The sequence below is a fragment of the Phytobacter ursingii genome, assembly GCF_001022135.1.
Lineage (GTDB): Bacteria > Pseudomonadota > Gammaproteobacteria > Enterobacterales > Enterobacteriaceae > Phytobacter > Phytobacter ursingii.
Genome location: NZ_CP011602.1, coordinates 3,252,125 through 3,267,625, shown reverse-complemented (window position 1 = coordinate 3,267,625; position 15,501 = coordinate 3,252,125). Strand labels below are relative to the sequence as shown.

Annotated in this window: 13 protein-coding genes; 2 read left to right on the top strand and 11 right to left on the bottom strand. The window is 50.3% G+C overall.

The annotated features are described in order from the left end of the window. Positions 1–47 precede the first annotated feature (47 nt). Both AB182_RS18940 and AB182_RS18935 read right to left on the bottom strand, forming a co-directional pair. Positions 48–3,098, bottom strand: a complete 3,051-nt coding sequence (locus tag AB182_RS18940; protein WP_047371459.1) for an autotransporter outer membrane beta-barrel domain-containing protein — start codon at positions 3,096–3,098, stop codon at positions 48–50. Positions 3,099–3,299: 201 nt separating this feature from the next. Beyond that, on the bottom strand, positions 3,300–3,614 hold the full coding sequence (locus AB182_RS18935) for a lipoprotein (RefSeq protein ID WP_047371458.1): 315 nt from the start codon (positions 3,612–3,614) through the stop codon (positions 3,300–3,302). Positions 3,615–3,792: 178 nt separating this feature from the next. Here AB182_RS18935 and AB182_RS18930 point away from each other — a divergent pair, with 178 nt between their 5' ends. Continuing rightward, a complete protein-coding gene (locus tag AB182_RS18930; protein ID WP_047371457.1) occupies positions 3,793–4,425 on the top strand; it encodes a response regulator transcription factor in 633 nt (210 codons plus the stop codon). Continuing rightward, positions 4,422–6,206: a hybrid sensor histidine kinase/response regulator gene (locus AB182_RS18925; RefSeq protein WP_047371456.1), complete on the top strand. Its 1,785-nt coding sequence runs from the start codon at positions 4,422–4,424 to the stop codon at positions 6,204–6,206. The genes AB182_RS18930 and AB182_RS18925 overlap by 4 nt, the downstream gene beginning before the upstream one ends. 25 nt (positions 6,207–6,231) lie before the next feature. Here the strand turns inward: AB182_RS18925 and AB182_RS18920 are convergent, their stop codons facing one another. From AB182_RS18920 to AB182_RS18885, 9 genes are all read right to left on the bottom strand, one after another. Beyond that, positions 6,232–6,531, bottom strand: coding sequence for a hypothetical protein (locus tag AB182_RS18920; RefSeq protein WP_071845910.1), 300 nt, complete (start codon positions 6,529–6,531; stop codon positions 6,232–6,234). A gap of 1 nt (position 6,532) precedes the next feature. Beyond that, complete coding sequence (locus tag AB182_RS18915; protein ID WP_047371454.1) at positions 6,533–7,204, bottom strand: hypothetical protein; 672 nt, start codon at positions 7,202–7,204, stop codon at positions 6,533–6,535. Positions 7,205–7,446: 242 nt separating this feature from the next. Further along, the gene (locus AB182_RS18910) at positions 7,447–8,991 is read right to left on the bottom strand and encodes a methyl-accepting chemotaxis protein (RefSeq protein WP_047371453.1); all 1,545 of its coding nucleotides are present in this window, start codon (positions 8,989–8,991) and stop codon (positions 7,447–7,449) included. A 378-nt stretch (positions 8,992–9,369) separates the two neighbouring features. Then, complete coding sequence (locus AB182_RS18905; RefSeq protein ID WP_041852336.1) at positions 9,370–9,588, bottom strand: acyl carrier protein; 219 nt, start codon at positions 9,586–9,588, stop codon at positions 9,370–9,372. Positions 9,589–9,605: 17 nt separating this feature from the next. After that, complete coding sequence (locus tag AB182_RS18900) at positions 9,606–11,039, bottom strand: AMP-binding protein (RefSeq protein ID WP_047371452.1); 1,434 nt, start codon at positions 11,037–11,039, stop codon at positions 9,606–9,608. After that, positions 11,036–12,154 carry an MBOAT family O-acyltransferase gene (locus AB182_RS18895; protein ID WP_047371451.1) on the bottom strand — a complete coding sequence of 373 codons (1,119 nt, stop codon included), beginning with the start codon at positions 12,152–12,154 and terminating at the stop codon, positions 11,036–11,038. Before AB182_RS18895 ends, AB182_RS18900 begins: the two co-directional genes overlap by 4 nt. 9 nt (positions 12,155–12,163) lie before the next feature. Beyond that, positions 12,164–12,286, bottom strand: coding sequence for a hypothetical protein (locus tag AB182_RS33230; protein ID WP_261802776.1), 123 nt, complete (start codon positions 12,284–12,286; stop codon positions 12,164–12,166). Then, entirely contained in the window at positions 12,283–13,422 is a 1,140-nt protein-coding gene (locus AB182_RS18890) for a D-alanyl-lipoteichoic acid biosynthesis protein DltD (protein WP_047371450.1), read from the bottom strand. The genes AB182_RS33230 and AB182_RS18890 overlap by 4 nt, the downstream gene beginning before the upstream one ends. A gap of 577 nt (positions 13,423–13,999) precedes the next feature. Then, the gene (locus tag AB182_RS18885; RefSeq protein WP_047373361.1) at positions 14,000–15,430 is read right to left on the bottom strand and encodes an anion permease; all 1,431 of its coding nucleotides are present in this window, start codon (positions 15,428–15,430) and stop codon (positions 14,000–14,002) included. Between the last annotated feature and the right edge of the window lie 71 nt (positions 15,431–15,501).

Below are 15,501 nucleotides of genomic sequence, written 5' to 3'. Positions count from 1 at the left end.
CAAAAAAGCCGCCCGTTGCGGGGCGGCCTGGTAACACGCTACATCACTTAGAATGACCAGCGGAGGTTGGCGTTCAACGCGTTGACGCGGGTGTCGGAGCCGATTTGTCCTTTGTAACCGACATTCAGTGTCGCTGAGTGCGGCAGCGTAAAACTGACGCCCACATCACCCACCAACATATCCTCATCAACCGGGGTACCTTCGCTCGTGAAGCCATCGCTGCCGGCAAACGCCATGCGCGAAGAGGCTTTCTTATCACCATAAGCGTGTTGCCAGCCTAACGAGCCATAAAGGCTGACGTTTTTCGGCAGTTCCGCTACGCCGCGCGCGCCAAGTGTCGAGAAAAAGGTATCAGCGGTGTCGTTACGCACGCTCAGCGCTGCGGCACCGCCGTTCTCTTTGAAGTCATCCGTATTCAGACGGACATAGCTCAGGTTGACGAATGGCTCGATATTCTGCTCTGGCTGGCCGAAACGGTAACCGGCTTCGGTGAAGGCCAGCAGCGAGTTAGCGTCATAATTCGCACTCAGGCGATCCGAGTAGCCGCTGAAATCAACCTTACGCTCGGCATCAATTTTATGCCAGGTGTAACCCAGCGAGCCACGCAAGGAGAATGCATCCTGACGCGCCGCCGCATACAGACCGAGATGGTAGTTATCGATATCCATTGAGGAGCGACGACTGTCGACATCGTAATTTCCACGGCTGTAACCGAAGAAACCACCCACTCTGACGTTATGGTTGTCCAGCTTACGATCGGCACCCAACAGGAAACCTGCGGTGTTACCGTCCAGCTTACCGGTATTGCTGTCGCCGTCGGTTCTCACCCATGAGCCGAATGTCTGGCCCCATACGCCGTTGTTCTGTACCGGAGCAGGTTGGGCAAATGACATGGCCAGCGGTGGAATTGGCAGCGAGTCATTGTCGAATGACCCCGCCATGCGCTGATTCAACACATTAAACACCTGGCTGCTGCTTGCGATAAGCGTGGACTGGACGGAAGGGTAAGCCTCGCCCGACAGTTGATTGAACGCCTCGCGCGCTTCCGGCGCGCTTAGCATCAGCAGCGAGTTATATAGCGCCAGTGATGGGCCGCTTTGTGTGAGGGTAGAGAGCGCGCCTGCAGTATTCCACTGGTTGCTCGTCAGCGCCACTGTCTGGAAGATACCCGGTGTGCCCGTGCCGGGGTTGCCTGTGCCTGGATTACCGGGATTCTCGCTGCCCGGATTCCCCGGATTTTCACCGCCGGGATTACCGGGATTCTCACCGCCCGGATTCCCTGGGTTTTCACCGCCGGGATTACCAGGATTCTCACCACCCGGGTTGCCCGGATTCTCGCCGCTCTCTTTCTGTGCGATGCTCAGATCCACAGCGTTAGCGCTGTAGTTTAGCGCAACGTCCAGGAAGGCCGATTTAGAGATCGCAGAGGCAAACTGACCGTCGATGCCGCCTGCTGAGTTGATAATGCGGTAGACCTGGCCGGTCTGGTAGCTGGTTTGAGGATCGAGGGCAGTGACCTGCACAGTGGCCTGATTGCTGATGGTGGTTTTACCTTCCACGTTCAGCAGATCGCTGCGGCCATCGCCGGATATATCGACGTCATAGAACGACTCGCCGATAAAGTTCAGGTAGCGTTTCAGCGTCAGGGTACCGATATCACCGTCGCCGGGGGAAATGTGGCCGCCGGAGAGGATTTCTGTCTGCCCGAGGGTGCCGTTGCCGCCAAGAGTGCCGCCGGCCTTAATCGACGCGGCGCTGCTGTAACCGAGACCGTTGCTGACGTCGCTCCCGGCGTTAGCGTTAAGGATCAGCGTCCCGCCGTTTTCCGCGCTCAGTGTCTGGATATCAAAAAGATCGGTTTCAGGCTGCGTATTGATATCACTGGCAATAATGATTTTGCCGCCACGGGCGAGGACGTTCGCTTTAAGCCCGCTCAGGTCGCCGCTGAGCGTCGTTTTCCCCGACGTGTTGATGACATCACCTTCGCCACTCAGGGTATTGGCGAACAGGTAATTATCATCGGTGTGATTGAAATAGACATAGCTGCCGAACAGTCCGCCGCGCAAAACAATCGATGTCTGCGCATCAATGGCGCCCGCGCCACCCGCTTCGCCCAGCGTTGGCTCGGTAAGACCGGTACCGGTATCCATATTGCCGCGGCTACCAATAACCAGCGCCCCGCGGTTAGAACCCGATCCAGTATCGCCAAGCACGATCGCGTTAGTGCCTGCGGAGATCACGCCGCCATCCACCGCGGATACCACGCCGTTGCCGTAATCGCCCACGAGAATATTGCCAGCGCTGGTGAAGCGGGCATTATTGCCTGCGACATATAGCTCGGCGGTTTTGCGTGTACCCGAAACGCCCGCGACCTCCATGCTGCCGACGTTAACGGCACCGCCGTTGAGCACGTGCAGATCGCCATTAAGCGTCAGTAACTGGGTGACGTTCCAGCGCGAATTTTCACCCGTCACCGTGGCTTTCGGGTTCAGCTTATCGGTCTCATCCGGATCGTAGCCATCACCGATCCGTGCCTGGAGGCTGGTAGTAAGAACCGCGCCATCCGCGATGGAGACGGTAGAACGCGAGTCTGCCGCAGTGCCGACGCTCAGATAATTACTGGTAACGCGGGAATTCGCGCCAGTGGCGATAAGGTGGCTGTCGTAGCCCCGGGTGGTGCCCACCACAATCTCTTTCGCGCTGGCCAGCGCGCCATTTTCGACTCGCAGCGTGCCAAGGCCAAGGTCCAGGCTACCGTGCAGCACGAACTGATCGTACAGGGCGTTCAGTTCCGCATCCGGCCCGCTGACCGTCACCGTGCTTTCGAAAATCTGACCGTTATAGAGTCTGCCGATATTAATGTTGTAAGCCGTGATTTTCCCGTTATCGATGAGCAAGTTGCTGCCCTGTGTGCGACCCACATAGACATCGTCGGTATAGACTAACGACTGCGTGACCCGGGTATCGCCATCAAAGATCACATCAGCAGCCCGGGAGTCATCGGGTGTTAATAACATCAGCGGGGCAGAGAACAGAGCGAGGTAAAGTTTAGAGAGTGAGGTTTTCACTTTTAATTGGTGCGAGAAATTGTCATTCACGTGCTATCTCCAGATTGATTAACGTGATGTCGCGAAGGTCATTGTTTTATAGAGATTAAATTGACTGACCGGTTTAAAGCTTTATTTCGCGAATTCAGGCGTGCAGGTAAATTATCCGGCGAAGCGAAAACCTGTGATTCCCTGGCTATTACGCTTCGGCGGGTGAAAATAGAGAACGGTAGTAACGTTCACTGCGACAGATTATTTATGAGTGACGACAGGTGTGCAGGTTGGCGCGCTAAGCGTTGGCGCGGAACCTAAAATTCCTGGCATCATCATGGAAGAGCAATCAAAAATACGGCCCTTTTCCGTGGTCGCGCGGTAAGTCAGTTTTTGCCCTCCCAGAGCATCAGGCTGAGCGCCATTAACCTGCGTAACGGTAATTTCATCGGATGATCCCAGCCCCAGCATTTTTGCTGTTTCCGCCTGAAGCAGCGGAATAGCCTGATCGGTTTTCAATGTTGAACAACCCGCTACCATTATTGTAATGACAAGCGCGATGAGTGGTTTTTTCATAAATTATCCTTGTAATCAGTCCGTAGCGATTGCGACATGGCAATACGTTTCTCTTTTTTAAAAACTGAAATAAGATATTTCTCTTTTCTGGAATAAAGAACCCTCCTAAAGTAGGGAGTGTTGTTGATTTGGAAATTGGCAGAATATCGCTTTTTCCGGTCACGAAAAGGAGACACCTTTGGGAAAATATTATGCACTGGTTATTGATGACCACCCTTTGGTCGGCAGCGGAATTGCCAATTTTCTGACGTCCCACTTAGGGTTCAGGTCAGTCATGGTGGTGGCGGATGAGGAGAGTTGTTATCGGCTTATTCGCGACAATGGTCCCCCGGACTTACTGATCATTGACTTCTGGCTCTCATCTTCTACCGCACTGAAATTACTCAAAGAAATTAAGAACAGTTTTCCAAAAATGCGTTTGCTGGTGGTAAGCGGCGACGAAAATAATGATATCTGGATAAAGGTACAAAATGCCGGTGGTCATGGTTTTGTACTGAAAAACGAGACGCCGGAATTATTTGGTGAAGCAGTTCAAGCGCTTATGAATAACCAAACATGGTTTCCGGAGACTCATGCTGATTTGAATGTAAAAAATAGCGCAATATTGCAAAAATTTAACTTAACGCCGCGTCAGGTAGAGGTTTTACAGATGATGATGCGTGGATTACCAAATAAAAGAATCGCTTCACAACTCTCCATATCAGAACCCACGGTTAAAGAGCACATCAGCAATATTTTAAAAAAACTGGGTGTTAATACCCGAGTGGAAGTCATTACACTCCTTCACGGCCAGCGGGAAGAGACATCATGAAATGGATAGCCGATGTGGATAATAGTGCCATTTCCTCGCGAGCCCAGATCCGACTGCTCAATAATACCTTTATTCGCTTAGTGTTCAGCTTTACCGCAGTGCCTTTTGTCGGTATTCCATTTGCAATCTGGATCTATTGGCTGGGGGAGAACACCGGGCCAACCGTTGTCTGGATCGTTATTTACCTGCTTTGCGCAGGGTTAATCAGAATATGGCACCGACGCTATCAGCGAGACGTTAAAGAGAATAATGAAGAGGAGGTCCTGCGCCGCTGGCTGCCGAATCTTAATAAAGTCGCCCTGGCCCACGGGATGGGTATTTCATCGCTTTATCTGATTACCCCACAGAGCCAAAATTTTGATTTTTTCCTGCTGCTGAATATCAGTATCGCCGCCATTGTCGCCGCCAACGCGACACATTTAACGCCGGTCATCAGTACCTTTAAACGGTTTTTTTTCTCTTCCTGGGGATTCTTAAATCTCGGCATCATCTGGCGTATGGACGATGTGATGTTGATCGTGCTGATGCTGAACTTGCTATACGGTTTTGCGATCTATCGTCACGCGTTAACCTCACACGCTTTTTTCATTCAGCAGGCCAGGCTTGAAGAAGAGAGTGTGCGTTTGGCAGAACAATTTCGCCAGGCGAAAGAGGAAGCTGAGCAGGCGCTGAGGGATAAAAATCAATTTCTGACCACCGCCAGCCACGATCTGCGCCAGCCCGTACACGCCATGGGGTTTCTTATTGAGGCGATTATCCATAAAAACAACAATGACGCGCTGATGCCGCAATTGCTGGATTTGCAACAAAGCGTCCGCTCCGTCCAGTTGATGTTCAATTCGCTGCTTGATCTGAGCAAGATCGAATCGGGCAATATGATGACCGCCACCACCCATGTGGATATCGGTGCGCTGCTGGATTCAGTCATCACGCTGTTTCGCGAGGAGGCGAAAAGCCGGGGACTGAAGCTCCGTACATGGCGGCCCGGGCGGCGCATCCACGTGATGGGCGACCCCTTGCTGGTGCGCCAGTCGCTGATCAATCTGATCCAGAATGCCCTGCGCTACACGCCACACGGGGGTGTGCTGGTGGCCATTCGCCCGCGCGGCGAAGAGTGCCTCTTTGAGGTGTGGGACACCGGAGTGGGCATCGCCGATGACGAAAAAAACAAAATCTTCTCCCCTTATTATCGCCCGGAACTGGCGTGGAAAATAGACAGTGCCGGGCACGGCCTCGGGCTTGCGGTGGTGGCGCGCTGTGCGAAGCTGATGAATGTAACCTACGGCATGTATTCTGTTGAGGACAAAGGTTCCCGCTTCTGGATGCGCTTTAAACAGCACACTGGAGACACGAAAACGAGTGATTCCGCGCCAGCCGGCGACGCCGTCGCGCCGGTCAGTCGCCGAGCATCGCTAAGGGGAAGCTGCCTCGTGGTTGATGACGACCCGCTGGTCACCTCTGCATGGGAAAGTCTGATGAGCAGTTGGGGGATCGTCGTACGCTGTGCGGCTTCTGCTGAAGAGGCTTTTGCCATCGTCGATGGGGGATTTACCCCAGGTGTCGTGCTGTGCGATCAGCGATTGCGCTCGGGCGAAAGCGGTTTTGAGATCCTCAAGGCGCTGCTTGAACGCCTGCCAAAGGTCAGCGGAGCGATGGTCAGCGGAGAATTTAACTCTCCGGTACTTCGCGACGCGGAAGAAGAGGGGTATCTGGTGCTGCGAAAACCACTGGAGCCTGCAACGCTGCATGCCCTGTTAACGCAGTGGTCGACCAGCCAGTAGCGGCAAAATGGGGGCTCTCCTGCGCCTATAAATAATGCGTTCTGGCGATAAAAACGCCTGCGGCGATAAGTGCCAGGACAACCGCAAGGAGCTTCATTTTACGGCTTTTCTCGAAAATGACGCTGATAAACTGAATAACGATGATGCCGATAAAGATGAGCAGTGATGTCAGGTCACTGTTACTGGTGTCAGCGGTGACCGAACCCGCAGGCACGGAGGGATCCATTTCACTCATCCATGAATATTTATCGACGGAGACCAGGCATAAGAGGATTAGGCCCAGGCAATACATCAACAGTAACGCAATCCTTAAAATGTTATTCATGTTATCCCCAAATGAGTCTGCTGAATCGCTGCCAGTGATTGACAATAAAGTCACCATACGAGGTATTTCTCTTAATTTCTTCCAGTGTCGGGATAATCCCCCTGTTGTAACGGGCGCCGATAATCCTGACATCTTCCATGCTTAAAGCCGAGGGCAGTTTGTCATAATCAGCCAGTTGTCTCAGATGCTGAGCAACCAGGTTGATGTTATAGACATCTTTTTCCAGGCAATTCGCCAGCGTTCGCAACTGATTCATATCCATCTTTGACACATCCAGGCCCAGCGTCCTGGCCGCCGTGCGTAACTGCATGCTGACAAAACCAAAAGAGGTCTTTTCCGGCGGGTTAGTGATAGTCAAATGGCGATCGACAAAAGCAGGGCCGCTCCAGTCAAATGCCCTGACTTCAAACGCGACCCTGTCGATGAAATTCGGATCGCCACCCACTTCGATCCAGCATACCCCGGCCAAAAGTTCTACCGGTAAACTGTAACGTTCGGCCGCGGTTCTGATGGCGTTTTTATTATGAATAACCCAGGCATCTTTAAATTTCTGAATATAACCGATACCCCCGCCAAACTTATCGGAAACAACTTTCCAGATGAATACATCTATCAAGCCCCAGGACGGAGACGATTCCATCGGTTTACAGACTGAAAAATCGTTATCGCTCATAAAAATTCCAGCTCAGAAATTTAAAGAATAACGTGACGGGAGCTCATCATACTGAGAGGGGATATACGTCGGAACAGCAGAAAATTCTGATACTGTAATTTCTCTTGCGCGTTATCTGACAGGGAATGGCTTTCTCTATCGGCAGAAGGCACCAGCTATAACGATGGGGGACATTTGTGGTCGCCAGGGGGATGTTATCACCGGGAACCTGATGCACGGGTTCCCGGTGCGTTACGGAGGGGTTAACGGCCCGTATTAAAGAAGGCCACGGTCTGTGTCAGTCGTCGGGTCTGCGCTTCCAGGGCGCTGGCGGCGGCGACCGCATGCTGTACTAACTGAGCGTTCTGATGTGTCACTGAGTCGATTTGTACCATCGATTCATTCACCTGGCTTATGCCGATACTCTGCTCATCGGTCGCAACCGAAATTTGCGACATGATGTCTGAAACGCGCTGCACGGCTTCAATCATCTCGTCGATGTGGCTTCCGGCGATTTTGATCTGCGAAGAACCGCTGTTGACTCGCGCGACCGACTCTTCTACCAGGACTTTTATCTCCTGTGCAGCCTGAGAGCTGCGCAATGACAGATTTCGGACTTCGCTGGCCACCACGGCAAACCCTTTCCCCTGCTCACCAGCGCGCGCTGCCTCGACGGCTGCGTTCAGAGCGAGAATGTTGGTCTGAAAGGCGATGCTATTGACCACTTCAATAATATTGGCGATTTTTCCGGCGCTTTCAGAGATGTCACCCATGGTGCCGTTCACATTCTGCATCACCATACCGCTGCGCGAAGCGATATCCACCGCACCGCGCGCCAGTTCGCGCGCCTGCCCGGCATTTTCTGCGTTTTGTTTTACGGCGGCGGTAATCTCTTCCATGCTGGAAGACGTTTTTTCCAGCGAGACTGCCTGCTGCTCGGAATGTTCAGCAATCTCCTGATTGCCGGCGACGATATCATGCGTGCTGGTGTTAATAACCTCCGCTACTCCACGGATTTCGGCGATCACAGAGGTTAACTGTTCGCGCATCACGCCCATTTCATGTACCAGACTTTCATTATCACCGGCTTTTTTACTCACCGTCTGCGACAGATCCCCTGAGGCGATGCGGGAAACCACTTCTGCGGCATAACGCGGTTCACCGCCGAGTGTTTTCAACGTGCTGCGATTGATGAAATAGACAATAATCGAAAGCAGGATGCTGATAGCAACGAACTCAATAATGCTCTGGTAAAGCGAGCTCAAAAAAGCTTGCTGAATATCATCGACATACAGCCCGGTCGTGATTATCCAGCCCCACGGTGTCCACGGAATGCTGTAGGCGACTTTAGGTTGCGGCTCTGTTTCGCCAGGTCGCGGGAAAATATACTTTGTGAAACCCGCATGGTCGTCTTTGGTGACAGCGACCATATCCCGAAAAATATACACCCCATTCGCATCGGAAATATCCGGTCCTTTGCCAATGAGCGCAGCGTTTATCGGGTGCATGATGACCTGGGCCTGGTTATTAAGAATGGTAAAATAACCGGTTTCCCCATAACGCAAATCTTTAATGGTCTGAAGAGCGCGTTGTTGTGCCTCCTCTTGTGTAATCAATCCCTTGTCGGCGAGCGCGGCCTGCGTTTTAACAACATTGAGGGCCAGCTGCGATACATGCATTAACTCTCGTTCTCGCAGTGTTAGCTGGTTTTCTTTAATTTTGACTGAGCCGAAAAATAACGTTCCGGCGAGACTTAACAGCGCGACGATGAGTGGAATCCACAGTTTTTGGGCAAAGGATAATTTCATAGCATGCTAACCTGTTGTTGTTTTATATGGCTGGTTTAGCGTCGGCAACCCTGGTGTATCAAACCGCGCTATATCTTTTATCGGAAATTAAAAAAAAGAAATTAATCGATAAAAGCGATATATATATTTCAGATGTTCTTTTTTTGTTATAAAGAAATTAAGTAATTGGTAAATAAAGAATTGTTTTTAGCGTTTACGTTGAGGGCTTTAATGCTATAAGCATAAATATGAGCGTGATCACAATAATATTTTCAGTACGACTAAAGTTGCGAAATAAAAAGCGAAATGGGGAAGGTCTGGTGGGGGAGATAGTGTGGTTAGAAAAACCCTGAATGGTTTCATTCAGGGTTTTCACAACACCATTAACGCCAAAGACGATTAACGGTTTTCTTCAATGTAACGCGCCAAATCCGCAGGGGTTTTCAGCACGGTGGCGACTTCGGTCGGCGGGATCATGCAGCCGTAAACGTCCTGCACTTCCAGCACCAGATCGACCGCCAGAATTGAATCGAGAATGTCTGATTCAATCAGTTCATCGTGAAAGCCCACTTTGCGGGATAACACTTTTTCAAACAGGGCGAGAATTTCTTGTTCCATAATAATTTCCTGGCTAATTAATTCGTGCGGGCATGGGTGTCCAGCAATTTACGATCGATTTTGCCGTTCGGATTAAGCGGCAATGCATCTTTAATAATAATTTGTGACGGCACCATGTAATGGGGGATCACTTTCGACAAGGATGTTTTGATCACTTCCGGTGCCAGATCCGTCACGCAGAACGCTGCAATACGCAGCACGCTTCCGCATGATTTCATCAGCGGCAGCACAACCGCTTCACTGATGCCGGACATCGCCAGCAGGCGGTTTTCAATCTCGTTGATTTCAATACGGTAACCATTCAGTTTGATCTGGCTATCGTTGCGGCCCTGACAATAAATAAGACCGTCTTCGTAGCCCAGATCGCCGGTTCTGTAACCGCGATATTCTTCACCTTCGCGTCGCAGCAGTTTTGCTGCGTTTTCCTGCGGCAGGCCGAGATAGCCGCGCATCACGTTTTTCCCCCAGATAATCAGCTCGCCATCGGCGGTAATTTCCATGCGGGTTTCCGGCATCATCACGCCAACGGGCAGCAGCGGGTTGTCGTTATTGAGAATGTCATCGGTAATTTCGACCACCGTAGTGGCGATAGTCGCTTCAGTCGGGCCATAGGAATTAAGAATTTTGGCCTGCGGGAAACGGCGGCGTAACTGTTTTACCAGCGCTTTATTTAATACTTCACCGATAAAGATAAAGACATTCAGTTCAGGCAGATACTCGCTATTAAACTGCGGCGACAGCAGGCGCTGATAGGCGAAAGAGGGGGTAGAAACCCAGACGGAAACCTCGTTCGCTTTCAGGCGATCCAGCCAGTTTTCCGCCGCGATATCTTCTTTCGCGTTCAGCACAATGTGACCGCCTGTAGCCAGATTTGCCAGCAGAGGGATCAGCGAGAGATCGAAGCTGAACACGGCGTGGTTCATCAGCACCGGTTTTTCGGGCAAGGAAAAGTCCTGACTTACCCACTTCATGAAATGCCATACGCTTTCCCGTCCGATCTGCACCCCTTTCGGTTTTCCGGTGCTGCCGGACGTGAACATGATGTAAGCGAGGTCCTGTTCGGCAAGTACCTGGCCCGTCACACCGGTCGCGATGAATTGTTTCGCGGCCACATCATAATAGAAGGGGGCATTGGCGAGCTGGCAAATCTCTTTGAGACGCTCCTGCGGATAGATGCAGTCCACCGGAATGTACGGAATGTTATGCAACAGGCAGCTATACAGCGCGACGGCAAATTCTGCCTGTTGGTGTCCGTAGAGCACCACCGGCGTACCGGCAGGCTGGTTGCATTGTTGATAACGTTGCGCCCAGTCAGTGACCGCGACGGACAGCTGTTGCCAGGTAATGGCTTCATCGCTACCGCTGATCGCCAGTTGCTGAGGGGACGCGGGATCGCGTAATGCCGCACGCAAGAAGTCTTGCAGTTCCAGAAGCTCGGAGTCATTTTTCATAAGGGTGACATTCCACTAAAGATGTAAAGGGAGGCCGCGGCGCTTCCCAGCGTCAAGATTCGTCCCATAAACACAGAAACCGGATGTTGAAGCCCGTTGCTCAAAGCCGGATGGCGTTTGGCAAACCATTGCAGCATGTTGTGAACAACGGAAATGGCGCCAAACAGCGCGCCGCTAATGACATAATGTCGTTCGAGTCCATTCCATGCCCCCATACAAAACAGGGTGCAGAAGATGCCAATATTTTGCGCCAGCGTTTTGTTCTGACGGAAAAAATTGTGCTTCATCAAATTCATATAAATCGGCATAAAAACCACATCCCTCAGCCATTCAGAGAGGCTGATATGGAAACGGCGCCAGAAGTCCTGCGGGGTTTTCGCCAGAATCGGCATATTAAAGTTTGCCGGAATGTTCAGGCCAAATAAGCGGCCAGCCCCGATAGCCATGTTGCTGTAGCCAGCAAAATCAAAGTAGAGGTAGGCGCTATAGGCAATCGACATCACTACGCCTACTTTCAACGTAAACGCCTCATGGCTCCACGGTTGAACGACCAGGGTATCGACCAACATAGCGAATAAAAATTTCTGGATGATCCCGGTAATAATTTGCTCTAAGGCCCCTAAAAACTGCTCACGCGTCATCGTGAAGACCGGCTTATTGATATCCGTCATCCAGGTACGCCAGCGGTACATCGGGCCAGCCAGGATAATAAACGGCATAAACAGGTAGCAGAAATAGTGCAGGAAATTCTGGCCATCTTTCTTACTGCGATAAAGCAGCACATCGATGGCGCGGAAGGTCATAAAAGAGAGCCCGATCATACCCCAGTGGTTGTTCAGGTGTAATTTCACCAGAAACAGCGGCAGCAACGTTAATGTGACCGCTTGCCAGGTTTTTAACCAACCTTTCTCTTTTAATGTGACAAGAATATAAAAACTGAAAAATACTGCCGCCGGGACAATATAGTCGCCTTCGAAGATATAGCCCCAGCCTAATGCCGCCAGCACGGAAAAAGCGGATATATAGGTCAGTCGGTGATGCAATACGCGATTAACCAGCGCAAACACCAGCGCTGATGAGAACAAATAGAAGAAAAACATGCCTGAGCTGTACATTATTCGTCCTCAGAACTTTTGATATTCAAAATGCAATTGCAAACTCATGCTGTCATCCACGGAGGTCCACGCGACAATCGTTATCGCCAGCAGGAGATAAAGGACAAACAGGCGAATGGCGGTTTTCATCATTTAAAGTTCTCCGCGATAAAGCGAACCATAGGTACCCATGCAATTTCTGATGGGTGCAGACGATCCCAGTTCCAGCCGTTTTGATACGGCATCGCATACATATCTAAATAAGGCACCTGGTTTTCGGTCAGGATCGCCTGAATTTGCTTGTCAACCGGCTGAAAGGTATTGGTATTCGTTAGCGCCCACGGGTTAATCGGGTCAACAATCGCAATCACCTGGACATGACGCTCTTTCAAAAGCTTGATGGTCGCGCGGAAAACGTCGATTTGATTCGGTACAACAGGTGTGTCATCCCACTGCTCGGGGGTATCCCCGGCCTCATAGACCGTCTTATCCATCCACATTGTGGCTGCACTTTGTTTGCGCGCTTTGTTCAGCTCGCGGGCATTAGCCAGCTCTTGATCCCAGTCGGGCATCGTTATGCTGGCAGGCTGTGCGGGCCAGGGTTGTGCGGCAGGCTGTGGCTCAATATTGAGCAGGTCCAGCCAGTCGTTTTTTATCATTGTGCAGAAGTTGGCAAACTGATAGCTCACCTCTTCCCAGATCAGGTCAGGATGCCAGCCATAAATGGCCATTTCGCCAAAACTCAAATGGCTGATATCGTCCGCTTCAATATGCTTTAAGTAATTGACCAGCAAAGGACGAGCCTGCTTATCTTTCATTAATGGATCGAAAATTGAAGCCGGGAAATTATCCGCAAAGATTGCTGGCGGAAGCCCGTTTGAATAAAAGCTATCCGGGGCAAGGAGCAACACCACTTTACTGTTTGCGTTAAGGCTGTCTTTAAAACGGGAGAACAGTAAAAATTGTGTGACGTCGTCGACATAACTATCGCCATATGCCACTAAAGGTCTGTGCAATTGCTTATTGAAGTAATTATAGGCAGCGTAATGTTCATTTTCGGAAGTAGAAACTTCTGACGCTCCGATAAAGAAAATCGCATTCCCTTGTAATGCATGGGAAATGGTGGCTATTTTTTCTGCTTGCTCTTTTGGTGTGCCTTCCATCGATTTAATCATCGGCTGGAATTTAAGCGGCGGATCAAAGCTCGTCACCACCGGGTGAACGCTCAGGACCAGGATGGCGAGGAGAGCCATCAGGATATGTAGGCAGAGAGTATTTTTGATTTTCATTATCATTATAAAAAAGTAAGACTACATGACATTAACTTGTTTAAAATTTGTTGATTCTTAGCGTTACAACAAATAGACAACAATTGACACAATGGGTATTTGGACTTTATTCCAATCTATCATCTTTGACATTCTATACCAGGTGCATCTGAAAAGATGAGCATTGCTGTGTAACGGTATGTACAGCGTTAGCGTGTTAATAATAAGCGCGGCATTGATGAAGAAAGAGGGTTGCTGGCACTGACTTCTCCAGGCTTACTGCGAGTGGTAATCAACCACGATAAAGGGCCGGCAAACTGAACCGGCCCGTCTGTGATGCGGTTTTAAATGATGCGACAAACCACCCTGTCCGCGCCGGGAGAGGTGCGGATGTCGCGACCCGGCAGGGGCTCACGAGTACAGGACGGCGATCCAGATAAAAACGTGGCCTTATGAGCCGCAGGACGACCCGAGCGCATCCAGTGTGCGGTCAGCAACCCGCCGATAGCAGACGTGACAGAGAAGACCCTGTGCCATCCGATACACCAGAACGATAAAACATCAACAACACAAAAGCAGAGGTATCACTCGCTTCTCATTAGAGCAATCCATTCGCTTTTAAGTATTCCCACCAGGGGAACCCAATGACAATATGAGTAATAAACGTGAATAGCGCGACAATCGTACCGGTTAGCCACCAGGATTTTATATCGTTATAGCCGGCGGCAAAAATAATGGGGCCTGCCGCGCCGCCATAATGGGTAATACAGCCACCGTATGAGTTAGAAAATAAAATGGCTAATGAAAGGATTATCGGATCGGCGCCCGTAACCAGACCTAGTGTTGCAAATACAGGAACCATGGCAGCAACATAAGCCCCGCCAGAGGCAAATAAATAACGAATTACAATACTGAGGAACACAATAAAAATAATAACGTTGCTTCCGAAATGCATATGCGAAATATTTTCAGAGAGGAACTTCGCCAGCCAGCTAAAAAAGCCAGCTTTGCTAAGCACGCCACTCAACCCGATTATTCCACCATACCAGATGAGCGTATTCCATCCTCCCTTACTTTTTAACACATCGTCCCAACAAATCACATTAAACAGCAGTGCTGATGCCATGGCAATGATAGCCACAGAGCATTCATTGAGTCCCAGTTGCCGTGAGAAAATCCATCCCAGCAGAGCCAGGATGAATATGGCTATCAGCCCTTTTTCACGACGATTCATAGCGCCTATTTCGTTTAAACCTTTTAACGCAATCTCTTTATTATTGATTTTCTTTAACTCTGGCTTCGTTACTTTGTACGTTATATAAGGAATGACCGAAAGCATGATTAAGCCAAGCGGCGCGCCGGCAAGTGCCCATCCTGTCCAACTGATATGGATATGGAAGACATCTGAAATTAACTGTAGTGCCAGCGCATTACCGGCAAATGCCGTTAAAAACATATAGCTGGTGGTTTTTGTAACCATATAGATATTCACCATGAGATAGCGACCTGCTTTGCAGGGGCTTTCTTTCGGTGTTGAATTTAACGCCAGGGCAATGCTGTTGATAATCGGAAAGACGATACCGCCGCCGCGCGCTGTGTTAGAGGGAGTGGCAGGGGAAAGGATCAAATCCAGCAATACGGTGACATAACCCAGCCCAAGCGTGGTACCGCCAAACTGATAGATAAACCAGTACGCCAGGCGCTTCCCTAACCCCGTTGATACAAAAGCGGCACTGAGTGTGAATGCACTGAATACCAGCCAGGTTGTCCCGGAAGAATAACCATTTAAAACGTCGAGTGGCTTAATTGTTGAACCGCTAAAGTGAGTGATGGCAATACAAGAAGCGGCAAGTGCTGCGATGATAATAACAGGCTCAGGGTAAGGTTTACTCACCAGGCCGATGATAGCCGCAAGATAAATACTGGCCAGTATCCAGGCCTCTTTGGAAAGACCATCAGGAGGCGGTGTCATTAATGAAAGGCATATAATTAAAATCAGGAATACTATTTTTGATAACCTTGTGTTCATTTTAATTAATCCGTGTTCCATTCCTTTGATAATATCAGAGGCCTCATTTGGAAATGAGACCTCTGCCGATT

Bases quoted from the DNA above. Each gene is read 5' to 3' on its own strand.
- AB182_RS18935 (WP_047371458.1), bottom strand. From the start codon at position 3,614: ATGAAAAAACCACTCATCGCGCTTGTCATTACAATAATGGTAGCGGGT.
- AB182_RS18925 (WP_047371456.1), top strand. From the start codon at position 4,422: ATGAAATGGATAGCCGATGTGGATAATAGTGCCATTTCCTCGCGAGCC.
- AB182_RS18920 (WP_071845910.1), bottom strand. From the start codon at position 6,531: ATGAATAACATTTTAAGGATTGCGTTACTGTTGATGTATTGCCTGGGC.
- AB182_RS18915 (WP_047371454.1), bottom strand. From the start codon at position 7,204: ATGAGCGATAACGATTTTTCAGTCTGTAAACCGATGGAATCGTCTCCG.
- AB182_RS18910 (WP_047371453.1), bottom strand. From the start codon at position 8,991: ATGAAATTATCCTTTGCCCAAAAACTGTGGATTCCACTCATCGTCGCG.
- AB182_RS18905 (WP_041852336.1), bottom strand. From the start codon at position 9,588: ATGGAACAAGAAATTCTCGCCCTGTTTGAAAAAGTGTTATCCCGCAAA.
- AB182_RS18900 (WP_047371452.1), bottom strand. From the start codon at position 11,039: ATGAAAAATGACTCCGAGCTTCTGGAACTGCAAGACTTCTTGCGTGCG.
- AB182_RS18895 (WP_047371451.1), bottom strand. From the start codon at position 12,154: ATGTACAGCTCAGGCATGTTTTTCTTCTATTTGTTCTCATCAGCGCTG.
- AB182_RS33230 (WP_261802776.1), bottom strand. From the start codon at position 12,286: ATGATGAAAACCGCCATTCGCCTGTTTGTCCTTTATCTCCTGCTGGCG.
- AB182_RS18890 (WP_047371450.1), bottom strand. From the start codon at position 13,422: ATGAAAATCAAAAATACTCTCTGCCTACATATCCTGATGGCTCTCCTC.
- AB182_RS18885 (WP_047373361.1), bottom strand. From the start codon at position 15,430: ATGAACACAAGGTTATCAAAAATAGTATTCCTGATTTTAATTATATGC.